The organism is Martinezella sp. CNPSo 3959, from assembly GCF_057784355.1.
This window is the reverse complement of record NZ_JBXSOV010000001.1, coordinates 884,711-899,596: the sequence shown is the minus strand read 5'-3', so window position 1 is coordinate 899,596 and position 14,886 is coordinate 884,711. Positions and strand designations below refer to the sequence as shown.

Below are 14,886 nucleotides of genomic sequence, written 5' to 3'. Positions count from 1 at the left end.
GAGAGAAGGATTTGAGAATATGAAATCTGTTCACCCTTTCCCGGCCAGAATGGCCCCAGATGCCGTCAGTATATGGCTAGAACGACTTCCGCAGGGGGCCGTCGTCTTGGACCCAATGTGTGGATCGGGCGTCGTGCTGAGACAATCGATTTCGGCCGGGTTGGCAGCTGTTGGATTTGATATCGATCCGCTTGCGGTTCTGATGAGCCGAGTTTGGACCTCACCCGTCCCGGTTGACTGTAAGGCTATCGCCGAGGACGTGGTGAAGGAAAGTCGAGCGCGTTCCGAGGAAGACGTTGCGCTGCCCTGGATTGACGGATGTGCGGAAACTCAAGAATTCATTAAGTACTGGTTTGCGGAAGAACAAAGGCTTCAGTTACGCCGGCTGTCACACACGATAGTCAGCAAAACGAATGAACTCGCCGGCAGCATCATCGATGTGCTTTGGCTTGCGCTGAGCCGTACAATCATTACCAAGACCGTCGGTGCATCCCTGGCATGGGATGTGTCGCATAGTCGTCCTCACAGGAAGCGGATAAATAACGATTATGATGTCTATCAAGGATTTTTGGTGGCGGTGTCGCGTATAGCCGGTGTTTTGGAAGGCTATCCTGTAGGATCAGTGGCAAAGGTTAATATAGGGGACGCACGCAAGCTAGAAAGCGTCGCGGACAATTCCATTGACGCTATATACACTTCTCCCCCTTACCTCAATGCGATCGACTATATGCGAGGACATAAGCTTTCGCTTGTTTGGATGGGTTACAGCATTCCTATGCTGAGGAGCAAACGTTCCTCGGTAGTGGGCGCCGAACGGGTTGTCTCCGGCCTGGCGACCGAGATTTGCGAACGCATATGGGCAGAGCAACCTTCGCTTATGGACCTGCCACGGAAATTTCAGGGGATGGTTAGACGCTACATTCAAGATGCTAGTGATGTGATCTCGGAATATTCCCGGGTTGTTCGACCACATGGGCAATTGGGCCTCGTCATTGGCGACTCAACGTTGCGCGGAACATTCATCAGTAACTCTGGCATTTTCGATACCATTGCTGCCGAATATGGTTTCAAGATGTCACATCGACAAAAGCGCGAAATTCTGCAGACTAAACGCTATCTGCCGACCTCCTCTACAAGCAATACTCTCGAAAAGAGGATGCGACACGAGATCATTTCGATTTACTCGCTGGCATGAAGTGTAAGTGCCGCAAGTATCGAATGTAGACCGGACCGCTTCTTTTGACGGAGAGACCCCAAACTGCCGTGCACACTGAACATACCGCCAGGGCGCTTGGTGACACGTAACCAGTATTGATTGTCGGCTGTCGCCTCGCATATTTGCGATATTTCATCCACAGTCAGCGAAAGCATGCCGATCTCGCCGCAAACGAGGATAAGAAAAACACTTTGCAACTTATCGCTCATCTCCCGCAACTGACGGACATGCGGGTCCTTCAGAGTGAAAGACCAAGGTGGAAGTCGGGCGGAGGAATGCTTCACTTGGAGCCCAATCTTCCCATCGACAATGTAGGAGCCTAGCCGCCCGTCTTCAGTAACCTCGGACAAACTCAAAGGAACAAGCGCGATGTCGATCAACTCGCACAGAACGGCTCCTTGGAAGAATTTGTACTCAGGGATCATTTCGCACGTTCTTAATAAATTGAATTGATCCTTCCAATTTGTAGAACAAACGTGCTTTGTTCTGAGCGTTAAAAAAAATCTTGAAGTGATGTACGGCGTGTGGATATTTGGCCTTCTGAAGGTCTGAGAGACCGATAAATCCTCGTTTTCGTTCGATAAGGTCTTGATCCGCGTCGGTATAGCCAGAGACGGACTTCGATGGATGAAATGCTAGGGAAGCTGAACCCCGAGGGAGCATTCGAAGGATATACTTACGCAGATAAAGCGGGAATGCGTTATCCCCTATTTGAGCTACAAGCTTCTCCATGACATCTATCGAAGAGGCGTCTGAGTTCACAAGCTCATCGATATCATGTGTATAGTCGAATAACTGGAAAGACATCTCTCCTCGATTTAGATCGACGGTCGATTGGTCAATGCTGGAACCGGCCACAGCGGAAATTCTCCTGTCGCTGAGCCAAACCAAAGACCCCATCTTCTGGCGAATGGCATCGAGTGCCAATCTATGGAAAACGAAACAGCGATGCCAATCGCCGTATAGCGCACTTGGTATCGTGAGCTCGAAGAAACGAAGATACTTTCCTCTGCTCCCAAACATTCGTGCACGTTGGATATAAGTATCTTGTTGAATTTTGTGCCTGACGTCTCTTGTGAAGAACATGGACAGGAGATTCTCTAGGGTAACGCCTCTCGAAACAATATTTCCGCCAATTATTATCGTAAACAAGCTAGAAGGATTGGTAGCGGAAGCACCGCGAAGGCTGAAGTCCCTCTCACTATTAATAATTAGTACCGAATTTCTACTAATGTTGCGAAGAATATATTTCGTGAGCGCATCCGCGTCAGCGTCTTTATACTTTTCGCTAATGGTTGTCCAAATTTCTTGGACATATTTTTCATACCGAGGCGATTGCGGATTTTGAAGATCGTTCAAAGCAGCATTCATTACCGACCAGTCTGATTTGTGATCGGTCTTGTTGCCACTTGTGTGTACCAGCATAGAATAGTTTTCTTCGGCGACATTAACGTACCCATTCAAATAGGCGACATTCACCAAAAACCTGAAGAGCGCGCTCCTTGGGTAGCGGGGCTCGTCTCCACTATTTGGTAGAAGTTTCAGCGAGTACGAAGGATCGCCCTCCAGCGGAAAGAATACGTCCTGGCCGGTGTAGGCGGGATGGGCGGGAAAATCGACCCAAAGGTGACTATCGTTTTGAAACGTATTGTTTAGATCGAGACGGGCAGGTGTAGCTGTAACGCCGATATAAATTCCTGTCTTTCCTAGTATTCGTCCAATTAGATCATTGATTACTGTTTTTGAGCCAGCGTTGATTTTGGCGTTAGGAGAAGCGTAGTCGGCCTCGTCGTCAATTATTACTATTCCATCGACCTCGCCGATTTTATCTATCAACTTGCGAAGGTCACTTCCGTTCTTTTTGCAGAATATTACGTGCTTCCCATTTTTTACAGGGACACTTGGATCAAGGATTTCAGAGAAATTCCGCGCAGCCGGAGCCAAGCCAGATGTCTTAAATCGCCCCAGATTTTGCCCCAGTAGGTCAACACTATCGTTTAACAAATGAACTATAAAACGATAACCTTCATCCAGGAGCTTGGCAGTAAGGCAAATCATCATCTCCGTCTTGCCACTCTGAGGCTCGCCGTAGATCACAAAAGACCTGGACGTTTGGCTAGTCAGATTATCGAGAGCACCTCGTACCGCGACTTCGATGCACTCTACGTTTTTACCCGCTCCCTTGAGGCGCTCCAATTGGGCCTCATACTGGTTAGAAGCGGGAACTGTATCGACGAAATTGGAAATGTTGAATTTCTGCACGTTAAAACTTCCCCCGTCGACTCAGTTAATCAATTCTGAGATGCATTATCAATCACAGTCAATGGCGTGTCGAAGAATTGTAGGGCGTTGAAGTTGACCTCTTGACAACGCCGGTATCTTTCTCGCTCCGCACACTTATGCTACACAGTTGCACTGCAGGTGCGATTCTATTGTTTTGAATTAAAAGGATTTTCTTTGAAAATTGGGGTTTCCCTCCGGGCCCACCAAATCCTATAATCTCGCTCGGTTTAGCTGCTCATGCAGATTGAGGGGCCGGTTAGTCGCGAGGCTCTCTATTCTCTTATTTCCGCTCCCGTCGCGAAAATCATGGTGCGACTTCGCATCAATCGCGATGCCGCGAAGCAGTGTCGATCCGGCGCAGCTTGAGTGCGTTTGGCTTGGCGTTCTTTTGCCATGTCCGCGGAGGCGATCAGCATGGCCGAAAGCATTTTTTTAGCAGCCGTGCAGGAACCAAACTCGCGATTGCCTGTTCGAAGGCGGAGGTCCGTATGGCCTCGCAATCAAACGAGAGGAGAAAGCATCATGGCTTCCCAAGGTGGATCTCATGAACAGCATGTCAAAGCCGGCCAGCAGAGTCACAAGAATACCGACACGAAGCAGACTTCATCGAACAAAGAACAACGATCAGACGGCGAGCGTGGCGGTTCTCACGAGCAGCGTGTGAAAGCCGGTCAGCAAAGCCACAAGAAATCCTGATCTAATCCGCCGGAAACCTGCGCTCTGCGGACTTCTCGTTCTGCAGGCTATCGAGCGGACAGACCGTCCGCCGGCCTGATGGGAGGCAGAGCGCTTCTGCTTCCGCACCAAGATGACGTTACCACCCACGTTGGAGGACCCCAAATGGCATCCGAGAAGACTTTGAACGATCTCTTTCTGGAAACGCTGAAAGACATCTATTACGCCGAAAAGCAAATCCTGAAGGCATTGCCCAAGATGGCACGCGCGGCACAGGCGGAAGAAGGCAAGCAAGGCTTTCTTCATCACCGGGACGAAACCCAGGGCCATGTCGAACGTCTGGAGCAGGTGTTCGAACTCCTCGGAAAATCGGCGCGCGGCAAGACCTGCGAAGCAATTCTCGGCATCGTCGCCGAAGCCGACGAGATCATCGAGGAATTCAAAGGCACGCCGGCACTCGACGCAGGCCTGATTTCCTCGGCCCAGGCCGTCGAGCATTACGAAATCGCGCGCTATGGAACGCTCATCGAATGGGCCAAGCAACTGGGCCTCAAGGAGGCGGTGCCGCTTCTTCAGCAGACACTGGAGGAGGAGAAGGCTACGGACCAGAAGCTAACGAAGCTGGCGGAAACTGCCGCCAACGCGAAGGCCAAAAAGGCAGCTTAAAGCGCCGATTGCGTTCGGTTCAGCGGTGCGCTGCAGGAGCAGCGCACCGCTTGAGCACGAGGACGACAACCTACGAGAGAAGGTGGCGGTGCCGTTCTATTACTCCGACAGCCTTGAGGAGCTATGTCAAAACACCGACCACATCTTGCGAGACTTGCTCCGCATATCGAAACCATCGCGGCTGGAGATGTGGCAGAGCAGTACGGGGTGCTTTGCTTTCGATATATGGAGAGGGAAGCGTTCTCGAGGTTCTGCTCATCACGACGCGCGAGACCAAGTGGTGGATGATCCCGAAAGGATGGCCGATCATCGAGGCGCCTCATTCCAATCTAATGAGATCGCGAAAGCGAATGTTTGCGAGAACTTCGCCGCTCTCATCTACGATCTCGAATGTCATGCCATCGATCGGCTTGTTCTGGAGGATCAGCTCGGCGATCATTTCCCTGGCGGAATGGCAGGCTTCTTCCTTGGCGGCTTGCAGCGACGGCAGCTCCACTCCATCCCCGTCGATATCGACCGCATCCTCTGAACGGAGATTGAAGAAGAATTTCATAGGATTTCTCCCGCAATGCTTGCATCCTCCAATAGCAAACGCCGGGTTAGCCGTCCGGTTCCCCATGGAACCCTTGCCGGTCGGCCTTGAAGATCGGACCGGCGGTTTTAATTGTCAGAGCCTGGATGCTGAGCATCAGCTGGAGTTGCAAGGAGGGCCGCTTGAGCACGATCGACCGCAATCTTCGCTATCCGTCATGGCATAAGGATGCGGTGATCTATCAACTGCATGTGAAATCGTTCTTCGATGCGGATGGCGATGGGTTCGGCGACTTTGCCGGGCTTACCCAAAAGCTGGATTATCTGGCCTCGCTCGGCGTCAATACGATCTGGCTGCTGCCCTTTTATCCGTCGCCGCGGCGTGACGACGGTTATGACGTTCTAGACTACAAAGGAATTAACCCGCAATTTGGCACTATCAAGGACTTCACATCCTTCGTGAAGGCAGCGCATACGCGCGGCATGCGCGTGATTACGGAACTGGTTATCAATCATACATCGGACCAGCACCCCTGGTTTCAGCGCGCCAGATACGCCCCGTCCGGATCTCCCGAGCGCGACTTCTATGTCTGGTCCGAGACGGATGATAAGTTCGCGGAGACGCGCATCATTTTTGTCGACAGCGAAAGATCCAACTGGACCTGGGACCCTGTCGCGAGGGCTTATTTCTGGCACCGTTTCTATTCGCATCAGCCCGATCTGAATTATCGCAATCCCGAGGTCGTCGAAGCTTTGCTTGATATCATGCGCTTCTGGCTCAAAGCCGGCGTCGATGGCTTCCGGCTGGATGCCGTGCCCTATGTGGTGGAGCGGGAGAATACCAACAACGAAAATCTCCCCGAAACCCATGCGCTGCTCAAGCTCATCCGAAACATGCTTGATACGGAGCACCCGGGCGTCATTCTTCTGGCTGAGGCCAATCAGTGGCCGGACGAGGCGAGGGAGTATTTCGGCGCGGGCGATGAATGCCACATGGCTTTTCATTTTCCGCTGATGCCACGGATTTTCACGGCAATTGCCATGGGGAACGCCCAGCCGGTCATCACAATGGTAAAGCAGACCCATGATATTCCGAGCGATTGCCAATGGGCCATTTTCCTTAGAAATCATGACGAACTGACCTTGGAAATGGTCAGCGAGGCAGAACGCAATTTCCTCTGGAATACCTACGCTTCCGACGAACGTGCACGCCTCAATTTGGGGATCAGGCGCCGTCTTTCGCCTTTGATGGATCAGGATAGACGGCGGGTTGAGCTTCTCCACATGCTGCTGCTGTCGCTGCCGGGCAGCCCGGTGCTTTATTATGGTGACGAGATCGGAATGGGCGACAATCTCGACCTGGGCGACAGGGACGGGGTGCGCACACCGATGCAATGGTCGAATGGCCGGAATGGAGGTTTTTCCGATGCCACCGCCGACAAGCTCGCACTTCCCGTCATCGACGATGCGCAATTCGGGTATCGTGCCATCAATGTCGCGGCGCAGGAAAACGATCCGCACTCGCTTTTGAACTGGATTCGCCGCGTGCTAGCGATCCGCGCTCAACATCCCGCGTTCGCGCGAGGCTCCATACGCTTTCTCAGCACCGACAATACGGCGGTCATTGCCTATGCCAGAGAGTATCGCAACGACTGCGTGCTTTTTGCGGCGAACCTATCGAAAAACGGACAGGCCGTGCGGCTGGATCTCGGCCCGTTTCTGGGCAAAACCCCTGTCGAATTGTTTGGTGAAACAAAATTCCCGGTCGTGGAGCAGGCTTCCTATTCACTGACATTCCAGGCCTACGGATATTTTCTCTTGTCCTTTGAGAGCGAAGCCGAGTGCTCCGACGACTGAGCCGACTTGCGGCGCGTGGCGGGAAGACCGCCGATTTGCGTCATTTTCATCGCAACTTTGAGAATCCGACACTTTCACAGCGTCCAACACCGTCAAAAAGGAAAGAGAAAGATAGCGAAATGGCGGAAGAAGCGGCCGCTATGATCATCGAATTATACCAGCAAGGTATTCACGATGAGCAACAGCTTGTGCTTCTGGCGAAGGCTGCTTCTGTTGCATCGACTGCTGGACGTGCGCTCGTCTGACGGTGCCTGCCTGGATCGGGAACATAAGCACATCTTACTTGTTGGGCCGGGAGATTTCTCAGCACTACCGATGCGCAACAAGCGGAGATGGATCATGGCAAAGACGGTTGGCGATTTTATTGTCGAGCGGCTGTACGACTGGGGCGTGCGGCGGATGTTCGGCTATCCTGGCGATGGCATCAACGGCCTCTTTGGAGCCTTGAACCGGGCCGGTGGAAAAATAGAATTCATCCAGGCTCGCCACGAGGAAATGGCTGCATTCATGGCCTCTGCCTATGCCAAATTCTCGGGCGAGCTTGGCGTGTGCATTGCGACATCGGGGCCGGGTGCCACGCATTTGGTCACTGGGCTCTATGATGCGCGGCTGGACCACCAACCGGTGCTGGCGCTGGTCGGCCAGCAGGCGCGTCGGGCGCTCGGTGGTCATTATCAGCAGGAAGTCGATCTCCCGTCACTTTTCAAGGATGTCGCAGGCGATTTCGTCCATCAGGCATCGGCGCCTTCGCAGGTGCGGCATCTGGTCGATCGGGCGGCGCGCATCGCGCTGGCTAACAAGACTGTAACTGCGGTCATCCTGCCCAACGACTTGCAGGAGATGCCATATGAGACGCCGCCACGTAAGCATGGCTCCGTCATGTCGGGTGTGGGGTATGTGGCTCCAAGGACCGTGCCGCACGAGATCGATCTGAAGCGCGCCGCCTCGATCCTGAATGCGGGCAAGAAGGTTGCGATTCTGGTCGGCGCCGGCGCGCTGGGCGCAACCGACGAGGTGATCGCGGTCGCCGACCGACTGGGGGCAGGGGCAGCAAAGGCCCTGCTCGGCAAGGCCGCTTTACCGGACGATCTGACCTGGGTAACCGGCTCCATCGGCCTTCTGGGTACCGAACCGTCCTGGGACCTGATGCGGGATTGCGATACGCTGCTGGTTGTCGGATCCGGTTTTCCCTATTCGGAGTTCCTGCCCGAGGAGGGAGATGCGAAAGGGGTCCAGATCGATATCCGGCCTGACATGCTCTCTCTGCGTTATCCAATGGAGGTCAACCTTGTCGGCGATGCCCGGGAGACTTTGCAGGCACTCCTGCCGCTTCTCAAGCAAAAGCAGGACCTTGCTTGGCGCAGGCAGATCGAGACGAGCGTCGGCGAATGGTGGGGAACGCTGGAAACGCGGGCGCATGTCGAAGCCAATCCCGTCAACCCGCAACGTGTCACCTGGGAGCTTTCGCCGCGTCTGCCTGACGGCGTCATCGTGACAAGCGATTCCGGCTCCTGCGCCAACTGGTATGCGCGCGATCTGCGCATGCGGCGCGGTATGATGGCGTCCCTATCGGGTGGTCTCGCATCCATGGGAGCGGCGGTGCCTTACGCGATCGCCGCGAAAGTCGCGCATCCCGATCGGCCGGTCGTTGCACTGGTTGGTGACGGCGCCATGCAGATGAACAACATGGCCGAACTGATTACCGTCGCCAAGTATTGGCGCAATTGGTCCGATCCCCGCATGGTCGTCTGCGTCTTCAACAATGAGGACCTCAACCAGGTGACCTGGGAACAGCGTGTCATGGAAGGCGATCCTAAATTCGATGCGTCGCAACGCATTCCCGATGTTCCCTATCATCGCTTTGCCGAAATGATCGGCCTGCGTGGCATCTTCGTCGATCGGCCGGAGATGCTTGGTGCTGCCTGGGATGAGGCACTTGCCGCCCAGCAGCCCGTGGTCCTCGAAGTCAAGACCGATCCGGAAGTGCCGCCGATACCGCCGCACATCACCTTCGAGCAGATGCGCAACTTAAGCGCCGCCCTGCTGAAAGGAGATCCCGAGGAAAGCGGCGTGGTCAAGGGTACCTTGAAACAGGCGCTGAGTGCCGTCTTTGGTCGCCGCTAGAGAACCGGGATAACTTCGGATCAGAAGTCGGCATACTCGTTTCTAGTCGAAGGAGTGACTGCCGCGGCGCAACGATCCGCGGCAGGCGAGCGTCCGGAACGAGAGCTTCAGCCGCGCCGAGCGGGCTCCGTTGCTGCAAAATATCACCTGCGTCAATGCGATGGAACCGGCAGGCTAAAACCGAGTTATGCGGACATGAACCAGATGCTCCCCAAAGTCGGCGTTGCCGCGGCTGCCGCAGAGGCCAAGCTTACCTCCGGATTGATCTACATTCCCAGCCTCAATGTTGGAATTACGCGAAAGCAGGGAAAGAACGGTTTCCTCTACTACTCGCCCACGGGAAAGCGGATCACGGAACCTTCGGAGATCAATCGCCTGAATGCATTGGCAATTCCTCCAGCCTATACGAACGTGGTGATCTCCACCAATCCTCTTTCACACCTTCAGGCCATTGGAACGGACGCACGCGGCCGCAAACAATACCGATATCATCCCGATTGGCAGTCAGAACGGGAGCGCGCGAAGTTCGATCGCCTCGTCGATTTCGCGGCCCGCTTGCCAGACATTCGCCAACGGGTCGATCGGGATCTGCGCTCCCGAGGTCTGACCATGGAAAAGGCATTGGCGACAGTCGTCTGGATGCTGGACAATCTCTATATTCGCGTGGGTAACGCAGCCTATGCGGAAATGAACCGATCCTACGGCTTGACCACGCTCAGGAACCGGCACGTGCAGGTCGAGGGTGGAAGCGTCAAGTTTCGTTTCACTGGCAAATCCGGCAAGGAATGGAACCTCGTTCACTATGACCGTCGCATCGCCAACATCGTGCGCCGCCTGCAGGAACTGCCGGGACAGCAGCTGTTCAAATATGTCTGCGATGATAGCGGATGCCGTCAGATTTCGTCGGAAGATGTAAATGCTTACATCCAGGAAACGGCCGGAGGCGATTTCAGCTCGCGTCAGTTCAGGACCTGGGGCGCGACCTGCATGGCGGTGTCTGCGCTAGCTCCGCTTAAGGTCGAGAAAACCGAGCGGGCTATCGCCCGCCAAATCAACAGCGTGATCGACCCAATAGCATCACGGCTCGTGAACACCCGCTCAGTTTGCAAGTCCTCTTACATCCACCCGGCGGTTTTCGAGGATTTCAGGGCAGGAGTGCTTGCCGATGTCCTCAAGATCCGGACGAGCAGCAGCCGGCTTCTGGAGTGGCTGGAATTGGAGGAAATCCGCGTTCAGCACTGGCTCAAGAGGCGTGCTCAGAAGCAGTGATCTTCTGAGTGAATTCAGGGAACCATAGTCTCCAAAGATGGTTCGAGATGAAGATTTCATCAGGACAGGAGAAACGTCATGGTTATGCATCCGAAGCCTCCATTTCCAGCGCAGCAACAGGCGATGCCGGGCTATACAGCCGCCATGCGGCCGGTGCCGGATCATGGCGAGGAGAGCTATCGCGGATCCGGCAAGCTTGCGGGCAAAAAGGCGATCATCACGGGCGGTGACAGCGGTATCGGCCGCGCCGTCGCCATTGCCTTTGCGCGAGAGGGCGCCGACGTCCTGATTTCCTTTTTGAAGGAAGAAGTGGATGCCCAGGAAACCGAACGCTGGATAGAAGACGCAGGGCGAAAGGCGGTCCTCGTCCCCGGAGATATTCAGGATTCGCAGCATTGCCGGATGATCGTCGAAAAAGCGGTGGCGGAGCTTGGCGGGATCGACATCCTCGTCAACAACGCTGCCCACCAGGCGAGTTTTCATGAGATCGGCGATATCACCGATCGGGAATGGGAGACGACATTCAAGGTCAACATCCATGCCATGTTCTATCTGACCAAAGCGGCGGTCCCTCACATGAAGCCGGGGAGTGCCATCATCAATACGGCTTCGATCAATTCCGATACTCCCAACCCGACCCTTCTTGCCTATGCAACGACGAAAGGCGCTATTCAGAACTTCACGGCCGGCCTGGCGCAGCTGCTTGCCGACAAGGGCATCCGTGCCAACGCCGTTGCTCCCGGACCGATCTGGACGCCGTTGATCCCATCCACGATGCCGGCGGAGGCAGTCGAGAATTTCGGCAAGCAAGTGCCCATGAAGCGTCCCGGTCAGCCGGTCGAGCTTGCAACCACCTATGTCATGCTCGCCGATCCGCTCTCCAGCTATGTTTCCGGCGCCACCATCGCGGTCACGGGCGGCAAGCCGATCCTATAGCGGCTGGCCGAATATAGACGGCGCTCGCCCTCGTTTCGGAACATTCGGAATGGCAAACGGTTTGAATATTTATCCGGCATTTCAGTCCGGGACGTCGCGCCATTTGGCGCGATCGGAATGCTCGCAAGAAGGCAAAATGGAACGCAACCCGCAAGCACGTCACCGCATGATGACTTTCGTAGCGGCGATTTTCATTATTGCTTGCTGCATCGCAGGCTATTTTGCGTTCGAGTTTCCTCCCGGCGAACCCGCTTTGCCGGCTACGAGTGTTGTGTCGACTAGCGGCCAATGACAGGAGCAAGCCATGAACAGCAAATTGCCACCAGTTCCCGCAGACAATCGAAACGATAAGGGTGTTGGAGACCATTCCAAGCCCGCCGTTGCCGATCCGCACAAACCCGATGTTGCACGCGATCCCGATAAAATGGGCCAGCAAGGCAACAGCAGGATCAACACCAGCCATCAAGGTCATCAACAGGATCGATAAGGAGGAGCCAATGTCCACGTCGACCAAGACTCCCGCCAGCATCCGCCAAGGCGGCCCGGGCGCATCCCATGAAAATGCCAAGGCGCCTCTGAACATTCCCAAGCCAGCCGCCGACCCCGATCGGCGCGGTCGCAGCAAGGTTTCCGGTGGTGGCGGCGAATCCGATCGCCATCACAGCCACGACCCCAAGCGAAAAGGCGGCCATTAGGGGGAAGTGCTGTGCATTAACGGCCAAAATGAAAGCAATCCTGGCATTATCGGCGCGTTTTCAACGCGATGGGAGAAATCGTGAAACCGCTTGATAGGGCCATAAGCATTGCGGTTGCCGCACATGAAGGCCAGACGGACAAAACGGGCAGGCCTTATTTCGAGCACTGCGAACGGGTCGCGAGGCTCATTTCAGATGAAGACGGCAAGGTCGTCGCTTATCTCCATGACGTTGTCGAGAAAGGTGCCGGCTGGAGCATGGAGAGGTTGAGAAAGGAAGGTTTTTCATCCTCGGTGCTGTCGGCCGTCGACGCATTGACGATGCGGCGGGACGAGCCGGAGACCGCTTTTATAGACCGGCTGGCCATCAATCCCTTGGCTGTTTCAATCAAGCAGATCGATCTTGCGGACAATATCTGGCAGGCCGGACGGAAAAATGTGGATCCCGAAAAATACTGCCATGCCCTTCAAATGCTATTCAGGGCAACAGGCCGATCTCGATAGGGCAGCCATTAATCTCCCACTCTCAGGACATCTTTGCCGCGAATGCGATCTTCCTTAAAGGGTGTCTGGGCTGCTGCGGCGCCGGCTGTCCGTTGCTTGCGGATTTCGCCAATGAAAAATGAAAGCGTCGCTGCCGTTTGAAACCTTCGCCCAGGTGAGGTGTTCGGGACCTGAAGCAGAGAGCGCGATGGAAACGACGATTGATATTCTAACCCACAATCTGCTCCTCTCGAGAATGGATACGGTAAGCCGATCCATGATCGTCTCGGCGCTAGAGCCGGTGGAGTTGCCCGCGAAATACATGCTTTCGTCGTTCGAGAGAAAGACTGAGTTCTGCTATTTTTTGCGTTCCGGTATCGCCTCGGTCGTGGCCCGGTCGCCTCGAAACAAAACCAGCGAGGTGGGCATTATCGGTCGGGAGGGAATGGTTCCCGCTTCGCTTATCCTTCATAGCGGGCCGGCCGCTTTTGATATCGTCATGCAGGTGAGCGGCGATGGGCAAAGGATAAGGGTCGAATGTTTGGAGGAAGTGCTCCGGACCACTCCAACGCTCCGGGAACTGATTGGCAAATATGTTCACACCTTTCTCATTCAATCCGCATATACGTCGCTTGCGAACGCCAATCATAGCGCTCAGGAGCGTCTGGCACGCTGGATATTGATGTGCCACGACCGTATGGATGGCGATCGCATCCCGCTGACGCATGAATTTCTTTCAACGATGCTCGCGGTAAGACGCCCGACCATTACCGATGCCTTTCACGTGCTGGAAGGCCGGCGCCTGATCCGGTCCGGTTTGGAGGCTTTCGCCTGTGATTGTTACGGGCGGGCCGAAAACGAGTACCGAAACCTGATTGGAGAGTTTCGCTAAAGACCATTCTGACACCCGTCACCGCTGGTCCAGATGCCGCCATATCGGACACCGATCTTCGCGAGGCGATAGTATTTCCCGAGGCAGATTTCTTGAGGAAAAGATCGGCTTCGCTCACTTTCGTAACTCGATGTCAGGGCGACTTGATACCGGAGCGCTTTGGACGCATAGGTATCTCAGCGAGCCGTCCAGCGAAAGGAACCAATCGCTACGCTGAGGGCTATGTTGTCGGAGCGTCTGTCCGACTTGTTGACGGTAGAATATTGGCGAGGCATTTTGGCTTGCGATCAAGGATATCTGAAGTATTACGCAGGTAGGCGCATCCTCGTCGTCGAGGATGAGTATTTCCTTGCCGACGAAGCTCGCCGCCAGCTCGTCTCACTCGGCGCCACTGTTGTAGGGCCGGTTGCAAACGTTGACGACGCGCTGGATCTGATTGATACCGTCGAGATCGATGCCGCTATTCTTGATATTCATCTGGGAGGCGAATTCGTTTTTCCTGTCGCGGAGCGACTCGACAAACTCGGTGTCGCATTTGTCTTCGCGACCGGCTATGATCCTTCCTTCATTCCCGACGAATTCCGAGGATTTTCGCTTTGCGAGAAGCCGGCAGAGTTGGAAAAAATCGCGCAGGCCCTTTGGGGAAACGGAAGCAACGGCCTGCAATGATTGACGTTCATCAGTCGCCGAGCTGATTGACGATCTTTTCTCGCGCCCGATTGACCCGGCTTTTGATCGTGCCTATCGGGCAGCCGAACTGCTTGGCCGCCTCTTCATAGCTCACACCCTGGATAAACACCACTTCGATTGCCGCGCGGTACCGTTCGGGAAGCTTTGCTATTGCGGTCTCAAGCTCATGTCCGCGTATCGACCATTCCTGATGGGGTGGGACAGACGTTCCGTATTCAGAAGCTTCACCCAAACCAACGTGCTCTCGTTTAGCAAGCCCAAATCGCGTGCAAAAGGCATTGCGCATGATCGTGAACAGCCACGATTTCAGGCGCGTTCCTTCTTCGAATTTATCAAGATTAGCCAGCGCCTTGACGATTGTTTCCTGGACGAGGTCGTCTATGTCGTTTGGAGAAGCGTAGAAACGTCGCGCGAAATTGCGCAGTGCGGGAACGAGTTCGATCAGTTCAGCGTCAAGTTTCGTATTCCGATTTTCACGGTTCATTCCAGCCTCCCAGGTTTCAGGGACAATTCCTCAAAACCCAGGTCGTTCCGCTGAAAAAGTGTGCTCTTGCCCATTCGTACGCTACC

General features: G+C 54.7%; 17 protein-coding genes and 1 pseudogene. 14 read left to right on the top strand and 4 right to left on the bottom strand.

Translation table 11 applies throughout. The annotated features are described in order from the left end of the window. The first annotated feature begins 19 nt into the window (after positions 1–19). Positions 20–1,195 (top strand): hypothetical protein, encoded by a 1,176-nt coding sequence (locus AC13RE_RS04555; RefSeq protein ID WP_488562094.1) that lies wholly within the window; start codon positions 20–22, stop codon positions 1,193–1,195. Here AC13RE_RS04555 and AC13RE_RS04550 read toward each other — a convergent pair. Both AC13RE_RS04550 and AC13RE_RS04545 read right to left on the bottom strand, forming a co-directional pair. Beyond that, a complete protein-coding gene (locus AC13RE_RS04550) occupies positions 1,180–1,641 on the bottom strand; it encodes a hypothetical protein (protein WP_488562093.1) in 462 nt (153 codons plus the stop codon). The two genes, AC13RE_RS04555 and AC13RE_RS04550, sit on opposite strands and share 16 nt — an antisense overlap. Continuing rightward, complete coding sequence (locus AC13RE_RS04545; protein WP_488562092.1) at positions 1,631–3,478, bottom strand: Z1 domain-containing protein; 1,848 nt, start codon at positions 3,476–3,478, stop codon at positions 1,631–1,633. The genes AC13RE_RS04550 and AC13RE_RS04545 overlap by 11 nt, the downstream gene beginning before the upstream one ends. Before the next feature lie 543 nt (positions 3,479–4,021). Here AC13RE_RS04545 and AC13RE_RS04540 point away from each other — a divergent pair. Both AC13RE_RS04540 and AC13RE_RS04535 read left to right on the top strand, forming a co-directional pair. Then, positions 4,022–4,195, top strand: a complete 174-nt coding sequence (locus AC13RE_RS04540; protein ID WP_488562091.1) for a hypothetical protein — start codon at positions 4,022–4,024, stop codon at positions 4,193–4,195. A gap of 144 nt (positions 4,196–4,339) precedes the next feature. Beyond that, a complete protein-coding gene (locus AC13RE_RS04535; RefSeq protein ID WP_488483018.1) occupies positions 4,340–4,840 on the top strand; it encodes a YciE/YciF ferroxidase family protein in 501 nt (166 codons plus the stop codon). Positions 4,841–5,159: 319 nt separating this feature from the next. Here AC13RE_RS04535 and AC13RE_RS04530 read toward each other — a convergent pair whose 3' ends face one another. Beyond that, positions 5,160–5,393: a DUF6894 family protein gene (locus AC13RE_RS04530; protein WP_132717087.1), complete on the bottom strand. Its 234-nt coding sequence runs from the start codon at positions 5,391–5,393 to the stop codon at positions 5,160–5,162. A 125-nt stretch (positions 5,394–5,518) separates the two neighbouring features. On the opposite strand from AC13RE_RS04530, the pseudogene treS reads away from it, so the two are divergent. The 11 genes and pseudogenes from treS to AC13RE_RS04475 form a co-directional block, all read left to right on the top strand. Continuing rightward, a pseudogene (gene treS / locus AC13RE_RS04525) lies at positions 5,519–7,213 on the top strand (maltose alpha-D-glucosyltransferase); the annotation flags it as partial. Between the two features lie 50 nt (positions 7,214–7,263). Continuing rightward, positions 7,264–7,473: a hypothetical protein gene (locus AC13RE_RS04520; RefSeq protein WP_488562090.1), complete on the top strand. Its 210-nt coding sequence runs from the start codon at positions 7,264–7,266 to the stop codon at positions 7,471–7,473. Between the two features lie 94 nt (positions 7,474–7,567). Further along, positions 7,568–9,352, top strand: coding sequence for a thiamine pyrophosphate-requiring protein (locus AC13RE_RS04515; RefSeq protein ID WP_488562089.1), 1,785 nt, complete (start codon positions 7,568–7,570; stop codon positions 9,350–9,352). Between the two features lie 195 nt (positions 9,353–9,547). Next, positions 9,548–10,621: a DNA topoisomerase IB gene (locus tag AC13RE_RS04510; protein WP_488562088.1), complete on the top strand. Its 1,074-nt coding sequence runs from the start codon at positions 9,548–9,550 to the stop codon at positions 10,619–10,621. A gap of 78 nt (positions 10,622–10,699) precedes the next feature. Further along, on the top strand, positions 10,700–11,557 hold the full coding sequence (locus AC13RE_RS04505) for an SDR family oxidoreductase (protein ID WP_488562087.1): 858 nt from the start codon (positions 10,700–10,702) through the stop codon (positions 11,555–11,557). A 49-nt stretch (positions 11,558–11,606) separates the two neighbouring features. Continuing rightward, positions 11,607–11,849, top strand: coding sequence for a hypothetical protein (locus AC13RE_RS04500; RefSeq protein ID WP_488562086.1), 243 nt, complete (start codon positions 11,607–11,609; stop codon positions 11,847–11,849). A gap of 12 nt (positions 11,850–11,861) precedes the next feature. Further along, positions 11,862–12,044 (top strand): hypothetical protein, encoded by a 183-nt coding sequence (locus tag AC13RE_RS04495; protein ID WP_488562085.1) that lies wholly within the window; start codon positions 11,862–11,864, stop codon positions 12,042–12,044. Between the two features lie 10 nt (positions 12,045–12,054). Next, the gene (locus AC13RE_RS04490; protein ID WP_488562084.1) at positions 12,055–12,252 is read left to right on the top strand and encodes a hypothetical protein; all 198 of its coding nucleotides are present in this window, start codon (positions 12,055–12,057) and stop codon (positions 12,250–12,252) included. A gap of 80 nt (positions 12,253–12,332) precedes the next feature. Further along, positions 12,333–12,755 carry an HD domain-containing protein gene (locus tag AC13RE_RS04485; protein WP_488562083.1) on the top strand — a complete coding sequence of 141 codons (423 nt, stop codon included), beginning with the start codon at positions 12,333–12,335 and terminating at the stop codon, positions 12,753–12,755. 187 nt (positions 12,756–12,942) lie between these two features. After that, positions 12,943–13,626, top strand: a complete 684-nt coding sequence (locus AC13RE_RS04480) for a Crp/Fnr family transcriptional regulator (RefSeq protein WP_488562082.1) — start codon at positions 12,943–12,945, stop codon at positions 13,624–13,626. A gap of 276 nt (positions 13,627–13,902) precedes the next feature. Next, the gene (locus AC13RE_RS04475; protein WP_488562081.1) at positions 13,903–14,295 is read left to right on the top strand and encodes a response regulator; all 393 of its coding nucleotides are present in this window, start codon (positions 13,903–13,905) and stop codon (positions 14,293–14,295) included. Positions 14,296–14,305: 10 nt separating this feature from the next. On the opposite strand, the gene AC13RE_RS04470 is transcribed toward AC13RE_RS04475, so the two are convergent. Next, the gene (locus tag AC13RE_RS04470) at positions 14,306–14,800 is read right to left on the bottom strand and encodes an RNA polymerase sigma factor (RefSeq protein ID WP_132717077.1); all 495 of its coding nucleotides are present in this window, start codon (positions 14,798–14,800) and stop codon (positions 14,306–14,308) included. Positions 14,801–14,886: the final 86 nt, after the last annotated feature.

Excerpts from the sequence above, each read along its gene's own strand:
- AC13RE_RS04555 (WP_488562094.1), top strand. The coding sequence starts at position 20 with ATGAAATCTGTTCACCCTTTCCCGGCCAGAATGGCCCCAGATGCCGTC.
- AC13RE_RS04550 (WP_488562093.1), bottom strand. The coding sequence starts at position 1,641 with ATGATCCCTGAGTACAAATTCTTCCAAGGAGCCGTTCTGTGCGAGTTG.
- AC13RE_RS04540 (WP_488562091.1), top strand. The coding sequence starts at position 4,022 with ATGGCTTCCCAAGGTGGATCTCATGAACAGCATGTCAAAGCCGGCCAG.
- AC13RE_RS04535 (WP_488483018.1), top strand. The coding sequence starts at position 4,340 with ATGGCATCCGAGAAGACTTTGAACGATCTCTTTCTGGAAACGCTGAAA.
- AC13RE_RS04530 (WP_132717087.1), bottom strand. The coding sequence starts at position 5,393 with ATGAAATTCTTCTTCAATCTCCGTTCAGAGGATGCGGTCGATATCGAC.
- AC13RE_RS04515 (WP_488562089.1), top strand. The coding sequence starts at position 7,568 with ATGGCAAAGACGGTTGGCGATTTTATTGTCGAGCGGCTGTACGACTGG.
- AC13RE_RS04510 (WP_488562088.1), top strand. The coding sequence starts at position 9,548 with ATGAACCAGATGCTCCCCAAAGTCGGCGTTGCCGCGGCTGCCGCAGAG.
- AC13RE_RS04505 (WP_488562087.1), top strand. The coding sequence starts at position 10,700 with ATGGTTATGCATCCGAAGCCTCCATTTCCAGCGCAGCAACAGGCGATG.
- AC13RE_RS04500 (WP_488562086.1), top strand. The coding sequence starts at position 11,607 with ATGGCAAACGGTTTGAATATTTATCCGGCATTTCAGTCCGGGACGTCG.
- AC13RE_RS04495 (WP_488562085.1), top strand. The coding sequence starts at position 11,862 with ATGAACAGCAAATTGCCACCAGTTCCCGCAGACAATCGAAACGATAAG.
- AC13RE_RS04490 (WP_488562084.1), top strand. The coding sequence starts at position 12,055 with ATGTCCACGTCGACCAAGACTCCCGCCAGCATCCGCCAAGGCGGCCCG.
- AC13RE_RS04480 (WP_488562082.1), top strand. The coding sequence starts at position 12,943 with ATGGAAACGACGATTGATATTCTAACCCACAATCTGCTCCTCTCGAGA.
- AC13RE_RS04470 (WP_132717077.1), bottom strand. The coding sequence starts at position 14,800 with ATGAACCGTGAAAATCGGAATACGAAACTTGACGCTGAACTGATCGAA.